The following is a 12,842-nucleotide window of genomic DNA, read 5'->3' on the forward strand; positions in this document are numbered from 1 at the left end:
GGCGTTCACCCCGCCTTGCGCAGCTTGGCCGCCCAGATGGCGGGAATGGCGCGGTCATAGGCCGGGCGCGGCGCGGCCGGCCAGCCGAACTCGTCCCAATAGGCGACGCGATAGAGGCCGGAATACCATTGCGGCACCCAGAAGCGCTTCCAGCGCAGCCGCCGGTCCAGCACCTGGCAGGCGGTGGTGAGGTCGACGCGCGAATTGGCGGCGATCACCATGTCGATCAGCCGGTCGACCGCCGGATCGGCGATGCCCGACAGGTTGGACGAGCCCGGAATCTCCGCCGCCCTGGAGCCGAAGAAGCTGCGCAGCGATTCCCCCGGCACGGTGGTCATGGAATAGCGCCGCACCGTGGCGTCGAAGTCGAAATCGTTGAGCCGGCGCTGATATTGCGGCGGATCGACCAGGCGGAAATTCGCCTCGATGCCGAGTAGCTTGAGGTTCTTGATGAACGGCGCGGTGTGGCGCTCCAGCCCGCTCTCGTCGTCGAGGAACTCGATGGTCATGTGCCGGCCGGAGCCGTCGGTGAGCCGGCCGTCCCGGATGGTCCAGCCGGCGGCGCGCAGCAGCTCGGCGGCCTGCTTCAGCAGGAAGCGGTCCTGGCCGGAGGCGTTGGAGGCGGGCGGCGACCACGGGTCGGCGCGCAGCGCGGCGGCCTCCTCCGGCGGGATGATGTCGGCGAGCTGGTCGATCAGCTTCACCTCGGCGAGGTCCGCCGTTCCTTCCGCCTTGAGGTTGCAATTCTCGAAGAAGGAGTGGGTGCGCCGATAGGCGTCGAACATCAGGTTCTTGTTGGTCCATTCGAAGTCGAAGGCGTAGTTCAGTGCCTCGCGCACCCTGGGGTCGGCGAATTGCGGCCGGCGCAGGTTGAGGAACCAGCCCTGCGCGCCGGACGGGGTGTCGTTCTGCAGCTCCTCGCGCTTCACCCGCCCGTCCCTGAAGGCGGGGAAGTCGTAGCCGGTCGCCCAGGTGCGGGCGGTGAACTCCTCGCGGAACAGGTAGGCCTTGGCCTTGAACCCCTCGAAGCCGACATCCCGGTCGCGGAAGAATTCGTAGCGCACGGTGTCGAAATTGTTGGTCCCGACATTCACCGGCAGGCCGGCGCCCCAATAATCGGCGACGCGGGCATATTCGACATAGCGCCCCGGCTCGAAGCGCCCGACCTTGTAGGGGCCGGAGCCGAGCGGCGGCTCCAGCGTCGATTCCTCGAAATTCTTTGACCCGTAATAGGCGCGCGAGAAGATCGGCAGCGTGGCGGCGAACAGCGGCACGTCGCGCGCCCGCTGCCTGGCGAAGCGCACCACCACCACGTCGGCGCCCTCGGCCTCGGCGCCTTCCATGTCGCGCAGGTTCTCGACGATGATCGGGTGGCCCTTGGCCTTCAGGAGGTTCAGCGAGAAGGCGACATCCTCGGCGCCGAGCGTCGAGCCGTCATGGAAGCGCGCCTGCGGCCGCAGGCGGAAGCGGTAGATGGTGCCGTCCTCGTTCACCGCCACCGAGCGGGCGACCAGGCCGTAGACGGCGTCCGGCTCGTCGAGCGCGCGCGACATCAGCGTGTCGAAGGTCAGCTCGATGCCCTGCGCCGCGTCGCCGCGCAGGATGAAGCCGTTGAAGGAGTTGAAGGTCTGCAGCGACTGGTTGAACCGCGCCTGCGGGCCGATCTGCGAGAAGGCGCCGCCCTTGGCGATATTGGGGTCGACATAGTCGAAATGCTTGAAATCGACCTTGTATTTCAGGTCGCCGAAGGCCGAGAGCCCATGCCGCTCGCCGGCCGCCGGCACGGTGGAGGCGCCGGGCGGGGGCGCGCCGGCGGCCGGCTCGGTCGCCCGCGCCGACCCGCCGAGTACCAGCGACGCGCCGGCCCCGAGGCCGAGCGCCAGCACCCCTCGCCGGTTGCATCCGGTCCGTGCGATCCGATTCCCGCCGCGCATTCCCGCCTCGCCCATCGCCCGTCTCGCCCCGCCCTATTGGGTGCCGCCGGTGGCGGCCGCCTTCTGCGCATCCCACCACCAGATATCCGGGAAAGCGAAGGAATATTCCGGCAGCGCCGCCGGCCGGCCGAAGCGGTTCCAGCGGGCGGTGCGGGTGTTCGGGTAGTTCCAGGTCGGGATCACGAAGTCGTAGGACATCAGCACCCGGTCGAGCGCATGGGTGGCCGCCACCAGGTCCTCGCGGTCCTTGGCGTAGATCACCTTCTCGATCAGCGCATCGATGCCGGGATCCCTGATGCCGGCATAATTGGCGGAGCCCTCGCGGTCGGCCGCCGCCGAGCCCCAGAAGTCGCGCTGCTCGTTGCCCGGCGACAGCGACTGGCCCCAGCCGGAGAGGATCATGTCGTAGTCGCGCGCCCGCAGCCGGTTGATATATTGCGAGGTGTCGACCTGCCGCACGTTCACGGTGATGCCGAGCCGCTCCAGCGCCGGCTTGTAGAACAGCGCGATGCGCTCGAAGGCCGGGTTGGCGATCAGGATCTCCAGCACGAAGGGCTCGCCCCTGTCGTTGACCAGCTTGCGGTCCTTCACCGTGTAGCCGGCCTCGCGCAGCAGTCGCGCCGCCTCGCGCAGGTTGGCGCGGCGGTCCTCCTCGCCGCCCTGCGGCGGGCTCTGGTAGGGCGTGGTGAACACGCTCGCCGGCACCTTGTCGCGCACGCCGTCGAGGATCTCCAGCTCGCGGCCCTGCGGCAGGCCGGAGGAGGCGAGCTCGGTATTCTGGAAATAGCTCGACGTGCGCTTGTACTGGCCGAAGAACAGCGTGCGGTTCATGCCCTCGAAATCGAGCGCGTAGTTCAGCGCCCGCCGCACCCGCTGGTCCTGGAACTTGGCCCGGCGCAGGTTGGGGATGAAGGCCTGCATCTGGCCGGAGGCGCGGTTGGCGAATTCCTCCCGCACCACCTTGCCGGCCTTCACCGCCGGGAAGTCATAGGCGGTCGCCCAGTCCTTGGCCGAGCTCTCGATGCGGAAATCGTACTGGTCGCCCTTGAAGGCCTCCAGCTCCACCGTGTCGTCGCGGAAATATTCGTAGCGCTGCTCGTCGAAATTGTTGGTGCCGATATTCACCGGCAGGTCGCGGCCCCAATAGTCCTTCACCCGCTCGAAGGCGATCGAGCGGCCGGGGACCACCTGCTTCACCTTGTAGGGGCCGGAGCCGAGCGGCACTTCCAGCGTGCCCTGGCCGATGTCGCGCGGCTTTCCCCCGGAATCGCTGGCGGTCCACCAGTGCTTGGGCATGACGCGCAGCTGGCCGACGATCTGCGGCAGTTCGCGGTTCCCCGCCTGGTCGAAGGTGAAGGTCACCTCGCGCTCGCCGGTCTTCGCCACCGATTTGACGTGGCTGTAGTAGAAGGCCTGGCGCGGATTGTTCTTGGTCAGCTGCTCGAAGGACCACACCACGTCGTCCGGCGTCACCGGCTGGCCGTCGTGCCACCTGGCCTCCGGCCGCAGCCGGTAGGTGACCGAGGAGAAGTCCTCGGGAAAGCGCACCGATTCGGCGAGCAGGCCGTATTCGCTCGCCACCTCGTCGGCGGCCGGGGTCATCAGCGTATCGTAGATCAGCTGCATGCCGGCGGCGGGGTTGCCGCGCGGGACGATGTCGTTGAGCGTGTCGAAGGTGCCGTCGGCGGAGAGCCGCAGCAGCCCGCCCTTGGGCGCGTCCGGGTTCACATAGTCGAAGCGCTTGAAGTCGGCGGGATATTTCGGCTGGCCCATCAGCGACAGGCCGTGGTGCCATTCCGGTTCGGCGCGGGCGATGCCGGGGGCACCGAGCGTGCCCAGCACCAGCGCGGCGCCGGCGAGCGCGGCGGCGAGGTGGGACCCGAGCGTCCGGCGGCGGGCCGTGACGCGGGCGGCGTGGCGATCGACCATGCGGCGCACTTCCTTATCCAAGCTGGGCACGACGGGCGAGCCGGCGCACCGGCGTTCCGGCACCGACTACCACCCGGCGAACACTAACGTGCGGGATGCGTATGTGAAGGACGACGTTCCGAAAACAATAAGGCCGGAAGCGCACCGCGCCTCCGGCCTGACGTGATCGTGAACCGGACGGCGCCGAAACCGGCGCCGGCTCTCGCTCGGGGCGCCGCGGACGGCGGCTGCGGGCGCTCAGGGCGCCGGCAGCGGCTGCGGGCTGTGCGACAGCGAGTTGAGATAGACCAGCAGGTCGGCGCGGTCGGTCTCCTTCGGCAGGCCGGCAAAGCCCATGGCGGTGCCGGGAATGTCGCCCTTCGGATTCTTCAGGAAGGCGTTGAGCTCCTCGAAGGTCCAGGTGCCACCATGCGCCTTGAGCGCGGCGGAATAGGCGAAGCCCTCGGTGCTGGCCACCGGGCGGCCGACCACGGCATAGAGGTCCGGGCCGACCTTGGCGCCGGCGCCCTCGACGAAATTGTGGCAGGCGCCGCACTTCTTGGCGACGGTGGCGCCCTTCTCGACGCTGGCCTTGGCCAGCAACTGGGCGATCGGCAGGTCGGGCTGCACCGCCGCCACCGCCGCTCCGCCGCCGCCCTCGGGCACGGCGATCTCGAAGCCCGGCTTTTCCGGTGCGTGGCTGGTGAACAGGATCCCCGCGAACACGTTCAGGCCCAGCGTGAAGGTCAGCACGCCGAGTATGGCGCCGGCGATCTTGTTCAGCTCGAAGCTGTCCATCTAAGTTCTGCTCCCTCGACGGCAACGCGACCCATCCGGCTGGATCATCAATGCCCGCGCGTAATGTAACAGCCGCTTTGCACGGCCGCCAACGGCGGGCGGAACTAATCATTTTGACGGTTGCCGTGCAACCCGTATAAGCGCGCCGTCGGTGCTACGTTTCGCCACCGCCCGCTGCCGTCCGGGTCGCCGCTCATCGCGCGCAAGGGCTTGGAAAGCCTGGCGTTTCGTGCCCCGCCCTGCCGCTGCGGCACAGGCGGGCCGCGCGCGCCCGGCGCCGCCCGCGCGGGCGGACGGGCAGGCCGGGGCGGCCGGCGCGGCGTTCCGTCGCGCTTTTGGCGCACGCACCGCCGCCGTCTCGACACGCCACGGTGCGCCGTGCGCGCACAGGTGAAGGACCGAACCGATGAAGACCCTCCGCACCGTGGCCTTCCAGGGCGAGCCGGGCGCCAATTCGCACATCGCCTGCCGCGAGGCGTTCCCGGACCTTCAGGCGATGCCCTGCGCCACCTTCGAGGACGCCTTCATCGCCATCCAGTCCGGCGAGGCCGATCTCGGCATGATCCCGATCGAGAACTCGGTCGCCGGCCGCGTCGCCGACATCCATCACCTGATGCCGACCTCGGGGCTGAACATCGTCGGCGAGTATTTCCTGCCGCTGTCGCACCAGCTCATGGTGGTGAAAGGCGGCAGCCTCGCCACCGTCACCAGCGTGCAGAGCCATGTCATGGCGCTCGGCCAGTGCCGCAACATGATTCGCAAGCTCGGGCTGAAGGCGGTGGTCGGCGCCGACACCGCCGGCTCGGCCCGGCAGATCGCCGAGGCCGGCGACCCGACCCGCGCCGCCATCGCCCCGCGCCTCGCCGCCGAGATCTACGGGCTCGACATCGTCGCCGAGAATATCGAGGACGACGCCCGCAACACCACCCGCTTCGTCATCCTGTCGCGCGAGGCGAAATGGGCGCCGGCCGGCAACGGCCCGACCATGACCACCTTCGTGTTCCGGGTGCGCAACGTGCCGGCCGCGCTCTACAAGGCGCTGGGCGGCTTCGCCACCAACGGCGTCAACATGACCAAGCTGGAATCCTACCAGCTCGACGGCCAGTTCTCGGCGACGCAGTTCTATGCCGATGTCGACGGCCACCCCGACGACCGCCCGCTGCGGCTGGCGCTTGAGGAGCTGGCCTTCTTCTCCAAGGAGCTGCGCATCCTCGGCGTCTATCCGGCGCACCCCTTCCGCGTCGCGCTGCACGCGCAGGAGTGAGCGGCCGGGACGGGTTGCGGGACCGGGAGTGATCGCGCGCTCATGAGTTGCGCGCGCGCCGCGTCCTCGTAGGGTTGTCGCGCCGCGAATCGGACGGCGGCGAGGCTCGGAGGCACCCCATGTTCTCCCGCACCATGTTCTCCCGCCCCGACTTCTCCCGCCCCGACTTTTCCTGCACGTCGGGCGAGACGGAAACGGACCGGCCCGCCGGCCATGCCGGCTGCCTCTGCCACCGGCCCGAGCTGGGCGCGCTGACGCGGCGGCTCGATGCGGGCCTGTCCCGGCGCGGCTTCGTCGCCGGCATGGCGGCCTCGCTCGCCGTCCTCGGCCGGTCCGGGCCGGCGCGGGCACAGACGGCGGCGCCCGCCGGAGGTGCCGTCGAACGGCCGGGCCGGGTGCTGTTCATCAATGCCCGGCTGTTCGACGGCACCTCCAGCCGGCTGCGCGAGGGCGTCGCCCTGCTCGTCGACGGCAACCTGATCGGGTCCATCGTGCCCGGCACTCCCGCGCCGCCGGAAGGCGCGCGGGTGATCGACGCCGGCGGCCGGGTGCTGATGCCGGGCCTGATCGACATGCACTGGCACGCCATGCTGGCCGCGCTGCCGATCCCGGTGATGCTGTCGGCCGAGATCGGCTACATCTTCCTCGCCGCGGCGGCGGAGGCCGAGCGCACGCTGATGCGCGGCTTCACCACCATCCGCGACCTCGGCGGCCCCGCCTTCGCGCTGAAGCAGGCGATCGACGAGGGGCTCGTCGCCGGCCCGCGCATCTATCCCTGCGGCGCCATGATCACCGCCTCCGGCGGCCATGGCGACCTGCGCCCGCTCACCGAGCTGCCGCGCGCCGCCGGCGTGCCGGGCCAGACCGAGCAGGTCGGCGGCAACATCATCGCCGATGGCGAGCCCGAGGTGCTGATGCGCGCGCGCGAGCAGCTGCTGCAGGGCGCCTCGCAGCTGAAGATGGTCGGCGGCGGGGGCGTCTCCTCGCCGCGCAGCCCGCTCGACGCCTCCACCTTCACGGAAGGCGAGATGCGCGCGGCGGTGCAGGTCGCGAATGACTGGAACACCTATGTCGCCAGCCACGCCTATGCGCCGCAGACCATCCGGCGCTCGCTCGACGCCGGCGTCGCCTGCATCGAGCACGGCCACCTGATGGACGAGGAGATCGCGGCGCTGATGGCGGAGAAGGGCACCTGGCTCAGCACCCAGCCCTTCCTCAGCGCCGAGGATTCGGTGCCGCTGACCGGCCCCAGCCGCGAGCGGATGCTGCAGGTGTTCGCCGGCACCGACAGCGTCTACGCGCTGGCGAAGAAGCACGGCATCAAGACCGCCTTCGGCTCGGACCTATTGTTCTCGCCGGCGCTGGCGCGGCGCCAGGGGGTGATGCTGACCCACCTCGCCCGCTGGTATTCCGGCGCCGAAGCGCTCGGCATGGCGACCGCCACCAATGGCGAGCTGCTCGCCCTGTCGGGCCCGCGCAACCCCTATCCCGGCAAGCTCGGCGTGCTGCAGGAGGGCGCGTTCGCCGACATGATCCTGGTCGACGGCAATCCCCTGGAGGACCTGTCGCTGATCGCCCAGCCGGAGAGCAAGTTCCTCGTCATCATGAAGGACGGCAGGATCCACAAGGACACGCTCGGCCGCTAGCGGCCGGGCATCCCCGCGCGCCTACTCCGCCGCCGCCTCGCCGGCCTCCACAGCATCCTCGATGGTCTTCAGCGCCTCGGGATGCGGCATGGAGATGATGTTGTAGCCGGAATCGACGAAATGCACCTCGCCGGTCACCCCGGAGGAGAGCTCGGACAGCAGGTACAGGGCGGCCCCGCCCACCTCGTCGATGGTCACCGTGCGGCGCAGCGGCGCGTGGCGCTTCTGGTAGTTGAACATCAGCCGCGCATCGGCGATGCCGGCGCCGGCCAGCGTGCGGATCGGCCCGGCGGAGATGGCGTTCACCCGCACCCCCTGCGGCCCGTAATCGGCGGCGAGATAGCGCACGCTCGCCTCCAGCGCCGCCTTGGCGACGCCCATCACGTTGTAGTTCGGCATCACCCGCGTCGAGCCGCCATAGGTGAGCGTCACCAGCGAGCCGCCTTCCGGCATCAGCGCCGCCGCCCTTTTCGCGAGCTCGGTGAAGGAGAAGCAGGAAATCACCATGGTGCGGGTGAAATTGGCCCGCGTGGTGTCGGCATAGCGGCCCTTGAGCTCGTTCTTGTCGGAGAAGCCGATGGCGTGGACGAGGAAGTCGATCGTCCCCCACTTCTCCTTCAGCTGGGCGAACAGCCGGTCCACCGATTCGATGTCCTCGACATCGCAGGCGAGCATGGTGTCGCTGCCGAGGCTCTCGGCGAGCGGCTTCACCCGGCGGCCCAGCGCCTCGCCCTGATAGGAGAAGGCGAGCTCCGCCCCCTGCCCGGCCAGGGTCCTGGCGATGCCCCACGCGATGGAATGGTCGTTGGCGACGCCCATGATAAGGCCGCGCTTGCCGTCCATCAGCTTGCCCTGCATCAGGCTCATTTCGGTCTCCTCGCGGCCAGCGCGGCGTTCGTTCAGGCGGCTTCCGGGTGCTGCAGCACCAGCACCGCATTGGCGCCGCCGAAGCCGAAGCCGTTGGACAGCACCCGCGCCAGCCGGACATTGTCGACCCGCTCGCGGGCGATCGGCATGTCGGCGAAGGCGGGGTCGATCTCATCGATATGCGCGCTGGCGGCGATGAAGCCGTTCTGCATCATCAAAATGGAATAGATCGCCTCATGCACGCCGGTGGCGCCCTGCGAATGGCCGGTCAGTGCCTTGGTGGCGGAGATCGGCGGGCAGGAGGCGCCGAACACCTCGCGGATCGCCTCGATCTCCTTGAGATCGCCGATCGGCGTCGAGGTGGCGTGCGGGTTGATATAGTCGATCGGGCCCTTCACGCCGGCCAGCGCCAGCTTCATGGCGCGGGCGGCGCCCTCGCCGGAGGGGGCGACCATGTCGGCCCCGTCGGAGGAGGTGCCGTAGCCGACGATCTCGGCATAGATGCGGGCGCCGCGCGCCTTCGCGTGCTCCAGCTCCTCCAGCACCAGCACGCCGGCGCCGCCGGAGATCACGAAGCCGTCGCGATTGGCGTCATAGGGGCGCGAGGCCACCGAAGGGCGGTCGTTGTAGTCGGAGGACATCGCCCCCATGGCGTCGAACAGGCAGGACAGCGTCCAGTCGAGATCCTCGCAGCCGCCGGCGAACATCACGTCCTGCTTGCCGTACTGGATCATCTCGGCGGCATTGCCGATGCAGATATTGGTGGTGGCGCAGGCGGCCGAGATCGAATAGCTGGCGCCCTTGATCTTGAACCAGGTGGACAGCGTCGCCGAGGCGGTCGAGCTCATCGCCTTGGGCACCGCGAACGGGCCGACGCGCTTGGGGCTGGCGTTCTTGCGGGTGATGTCGGCGGCCTCGACGATGGTGCGGGTGGAGGAGCCGCCCGAGCCCATGACGAGGCCGGTGCGCTCGTTGGAGATCTCATGCGGCTCGAGGCCGGAATCGCGGATCGCCTGGTCCATGGCGACATGGTTCCAGGCGGTGCCGCCGCCATGGAAGCGCATGGCGCGGCGGTCGACGATCTCGCTGGCGTCGAGAAGCGGTGCCCCGTGCACCTGGCTGCGGAAGCCGAGTTCGGCATAGCGGTCGGCGCGGGTGATGCCGCTTTTGCTTTCGCGCAGCGAGGCCAGCACTTCCTGGGTGGAATTGCCGATCGACGAGACGATGCCCATCCCGGTGACGACGACGCGGCGCATGGCTTCCCTTCCTTCAAGTGCGGAACCGGCGAGATGGCCCCGCGGCGCGCCGGCCGCAAGCCCTCCCGCCGCATGCCGTCCCGTCGCGAACCGTCCCGTCGCATGCCCTCCCCTCGTGGGTCGGGCGATGCTCGGCGGTAAGATTCAGGCTTTGAACAGGCCGACCTTCAGGTCGCTCGCGCGGTAGATCACCTCGCCGTCGGCCTCCAGCCAGCCGTCGGCGATGCCGAGCACCAGCTTGGAGCGCATCACCCGCTTGAAATCGATGCCGTAGACCACCTTCCTGACCGTCGGCAGCACCTGGCCGGAGAACTTGAGTTCGCCGAGGCCGAGCGCCCGCCCGCGCCCCTGCGCGCCGAGCCAGCCGAGATGGAAGCCCACCAGCTGCCACATCGCGTCGAGGCCGAGGCAGCCCGGCATCACCGGGTCGCCCTGGAAGTGGCAGGCGAAGAACCACAGGTCCGGGTTCACGTCGAACTCCGCGCGCACCATGCCCTTGCCGTGCGGACCGCCATCCTCGGAAATGTCCGTGATGCGGTCGAACATCAGCATGGGCGGCAGCGGAAGCTGGGCGTTGCCCGGCCCGAAAAGCTCGCCGCGCCCGCATGCGAGCAGTTCCTCGTAAGTGAAGCTGTTCTGCCGTTCGACCATCGCCGCCGTATCACCACGCTCTATCTACAATTGTGGGCGAGGAGACCCTGCCCGGAGTGACGTGCCGAGAATGCCCTGCCGGGAATACCCCGCCGGAGAGCCCGGCCCGGAGTCCGCCACCCGATTTCTGGGGCTTCCTATCACAGCACCCTCCCGGCTCAAAGCCATCCGCCGTGCGGCGCTACCGCTCAGTGTGTCATGGGGATGACGGCAGGGCATGCGGCGGACGGCGCGCCGGCGGTGCAGGGGAGGTGCCGGGCGGCGCTCGGGGCGCGCGCGTCGCCGGGACTTGGCTTACAGTTTGGAATGATTACGATAATGTGTCGCGTTGTTGCCCTTGGAGGGCGGCTGCGAATATAATGCATGCTGAAAAACGCGCTGCCTCCGACCTCTGGCGCCGGATGGCATCGTCATTGCAATGGTTTCGGCGTCGGCTGCAGGGCCGGGCGCCGTAGGATCGTCTGTTCGGAAGCTGAGATGAGCGAAACGCTTCGCCCCGCCCCTATTGCCATATCGCGCATGGTGATGGACGACGAACCGGTTCTTCCGGTGGCCCGGCTGCGCGACGGCGCCGGTTCGAGCCGCACCGGCTGCCCGTTCCATGACGTGCGCCACATGCTGCGCGACGTCGGCCTTCGCCCGACCCGCCAGCGCCTGGCGCTCGGCTGGCTGCTCTTCGCCAAGGGCGATCGCCACGTCTCGGCGGAAATCCTGCACGAGGAAGCCATCAAGGCGCGGTTCCCCGTCTCGCTGGCCACCGTCTACAACACGCTGCACCAGTTCACCGAGGTGGGCCTGCTGCGCGAGCTCGCCATCGACGGGTCGAAGACCTATTTCGACACCAACCCGTCCGACCACCATCACTTCTTCATGGAAGGCGAGAATCACCTTCTCGACATTCCCAGCGCCGCCGTCGAGGTGGAGCGCATTCCCGAGCCGCCGGAAGGCTACGAGGTCGCCCGCGTCGACGTCGTGGTGCGGCTACGCCCCAAGCGGCGCGGCTGAGGCGCGCGCCGGGCGGGAGGGCTCGCCGACAAGGATTGTGAGAGGCCGGTCCCGCGACCGGCCTTTTCTTTTGGGGGCGAACATCTTCCACCGTCCTCCCGGCCGCGGCGCAGCCGGAACCCTCGCCTCACCCCCTCGCGAAAGCCGCCAGCGCCGCCAGCGCCCGCTTCTGCGCGGGCTCAAAGGCGCGGGCGATCAGCATGACCGGCGCCTCGGGCAGCGGCGGCAGGCCGAAGACGCGGCCGACCTCCACGCTGCCGGCCGGCGCCAGCCGTACCGCGAGCGGCGCCACCGCGAGGCCGGCCGCCACCGCCGCCGCAACCGAGGCGACCCCACCGCCGACAAAGGCCTCGCGCCAGCCGATGCCCGCCGCATCCAGCGCCCGCAGCGCATGGGCGCGCACCCCGCAGGGCGCGTCGAGCAGGGCGAGCGGCACCGGTTCCCCCGCGGCCAGCCGCAGGTCCGGGCGGGCGAACCAGCCATAGGCATCCACCCGCACCCGCTCGCCGTCGCGGCGGTCGCCGTCGCGGCGCACCAGCACGGCGTCGAAGCCGCCCGAATCATAGGCATCGAGCAGCGCCCGCGAAAACCCCAGCCGCACCTCGAACACCGTGCCCGGCGCCGCCGCATGCAGCCGTTCGATAAGAGCCGGCAAACCATTGCCGACCACATGATCGCTGACGCCGAGCCGCAGCCGGAGCGGCGCCGGCTCCTCCCATAGCCGCGCCCGGCTTTCGGCGGCGAGCACGGCGCGGGCGCGCGGCAGGAAGGCTTCGCCGTCGCCGGTCAACCGGACGAGACGCGGCGAGCGCTCCAGCAGCACCCGCCCGAGACGCTCCTCCAGCTTGCGAAGCTTCAGGCTGACCGCCGACTGGGTAGTGCCCATCAGCTCCGCCGCGCGGGTGAAGCTGGCGAACTCGGCGACATGCACGAAGGCCTCGACGAGGTCGAGATCGAGCGGGCGGCTCATTATTTCATTCCAATATCACTGATATCATCTTTAATATGATTTCATTATGATGGCGACCGCAATAGCCTGCTTCGCGAACCCGATCTTTCGCGAGGAGACCTTCATGCCGATGATCCAGATGACCTTCGCCCCCGGCCCGACGACGGCGCCGGATATCGCGGCCCGCCTCGCCGCCACCGTTGCGCGGCTCGCCGAGCTGGAACTCGGCAAGGACCCCACGGTGACCACCGTCGCGATTCAGGCGGTCGACCCCGCGCATTGGTTCTGCGGCGGCCTCTCGTTGGCCGAGCAGCAGCTCGCCGGCTTCTGGCTCGACATACGGGTGACGGAAGGCACCAACAGCAGGGACGAGAAGGCCGCCTTCATCGCCGCGACCTTCGCCGAGATGGAGGACCTGCTCGGACCGCTGCACCGGGAAAGCTACGTCCATGTCGTGGAGGCGCGGGGCGATGCCTATGGGTATGGCGGGCGCACCCAGGAGCGCCGCTACATCGAATCACGCCCCCTGTCGGCCTGATCGGCCTCACCGGCCCGAAATCGGGC

At 69.3% G+C, this 12,842-nt stretch carries 11 protein-coding genes; 4 read left to right on the forward strand and 7 right to left on the reverse strand.

Going from position 1 to position 12,842, the window contains the following annotated elements; translation table 11 throughout:
* Positions 1-5: 5 nt before the first annotated feature.
* The 3 genes from AC1RU4_RS24890 to AC1RU4_RS24900 all read right to left on the reverse strand — a co-directional run bounded on the left by AC1RU4_RS24890 (position 6) and on the right by AC1RU4_RS24900 (position 4,640).
* Positions 6-1,934: an extracellular solute-binding protein gene (locus AC1RU4_RS24890; protein ID WP_492894331.1), complete on the reverse strand. Its 1,929-nt coding sequence runs from the start codon at positions 1,932-1,934 to the stop codon at positions 6-8.
* A gap of 33 nt (positions 1,935-1,967) precedes the next feature.
* Positions 1,968-3,863 carry an extracellular solute-binding protein gene (locus AC1RU4_RS24895; protein ID WP_492894333.1) on the reverse strand — a complete coding sequence of 632 codons (1,896 nt, stop codon included), beginning with the start codon at positions 3,861-3,863 and terminating at the stop codon, positions 1,968-1,970.
* 237 nt (positions 3,864-4,100) lie between these two features.
* Positions 4,101-4,640 (reverse strand): c-type cytochrome, encoded by a 540-nt coding sequence (locus AC1RU4_RS24900; RefSeq protein WP_492894335.1) that lies wholly within the window; start codon positions 4,638-4,640, stop codon positions 4,101-4,103.
* A gap of 406 nt (positions 4,641-5,046) precedes the next feature.
* Here AC1RU4_RS24900 and AC1RU4_RS24905 point away from each other — a divergent pair, with 406 nt between their 5' ends.
* Both AC1RU4_RS24905 and AC1RU4_RS24910 read left to right on the forward strand, forming a co-directional pair.
* On the forward strand, positions 5,047-5,904 hold the full coding sequence (locus AC1RU4_RS24905) for a prephenate dehydratase (protein ID WP_492894337.1): 858 nt from the start codon (positions 5,047-5,049) through the stop codon (positions 5,902-5,904).
* Between the two features lie 119 nt (positions 5,905-6,023).
* Entirely contained in the window at positions 6,024-7,550 is a 1,527-nt protein-coding gene (locus AC1RU4_RS24910; RefSeq protein ID WP_492894339.1) for a metal-dependent hydrolase family protein, read from the forward strand.
* Positions 7,551-7,571: 21 nt separating this feature from the next.
* Here AC1RU4_RS24910 and fabI read toward each other — a convergent pair whose 3' ends face one another.
* The 3 genes from fabI to fabA all read right to left on the reverse strand — a co-directional run bounded on the left by fabI (position 7,572) and on the right by fabA (position 10,324).
* On the reverse strand, positions 7,572-8,408 hold the full coding sequence (gene fabI / locus AC1RU4_RS24915; RefSeq protein ID WP_492894400.1) for an enoyl-ACP reductase FabI: 837 nt from the start codon (positions 8,406-8,408) through the stop codon (positions 7,572-7,574).
* Positions 8,409-8,449: 41 nt separating this feature from the next.
* The gene (gene fabB, locus AC1RU4_RS24920; RefSeq protein ID WP_492894341.1) at positions 8,450-9,673 is read right to left on the reverse strand and encodes a beta-ketoacyl-ACP synthase I; all 1,224 of its coding nucleotides are present in this window, start codon (positions 9,671-9,673) and stop codon (positions 8,450-8,452) included.
* A 144-nt stretch (positions 9,674-9,817) separates the two neighbouring features.
* Positions 9,818-10,324, reverse strand: coding sequence for a 3-hydroxyacyl-[acyl-carrier-protein] dehydratase FabA (gene fabA, locus AC1RU4_RS24925; protein ID WP_492894343.1), 507 nt, complete (start codon positions 10,322-10,324; stop codon positions 9,818-9,820).
* A gap of 477 nt (positions 10,325-10,801) precedes the next feature.
* On the opposite strand from fabA, the gene irrA reads away from it, so the two are divergent.
* Positions 10,802-11,329 carry an iron response transcriptional regulator IrrA gene (gene irrA, locus AC1RU4_RS24930; RefSeq protein WP_492894345.1) on the forward strand — a complete coding sequence of 176 codons (528 nt, stop codon included), beginning with the start codon at positions 10,802-10,804 and terminating at the stop codon, positions 11,327-11,329.
* Between the two features lie 127 nt (positions 11,330-11,456).
* On the opposite strand, the gene AC1RU4_RS24935 is transcribed toward irrA, so the two are convergent.
* A complete protein-coding gene (locus tag AC1RU4_RS24935; protein WP_492894347.1) occupies positions 11,457-12,299 on the reverse strand; it encodes a LysR family transcriptional regulator in 843 nt (280 codons plus the stop codon).
* A gap of 103 nt (positions 12,300-12,402) precedes the next feature.
* On the opposite strand from AC1RU4_RS24935, the gene AC1RU4_RS24940 reads away from it, so the two are divergent.
* Positions 12,403-12,816 carry a tautomerase family protein gene (locus tag AC1RU4_RS24940; protein WP_492894402.1) on the forward strand — a complete coding sequence of 138 codons (414 nt, stop codon included), beginning with the start codon at positions 12,403-12,405 and terminating at the stop codon, positions 12,814-12,816.
* Positions 12,817-12,842 lie beyond the last annotated feature (26 nt).

The organism is Ancylobacter sp. GW821-FHT10E12 (assembly GCF_058809335.1).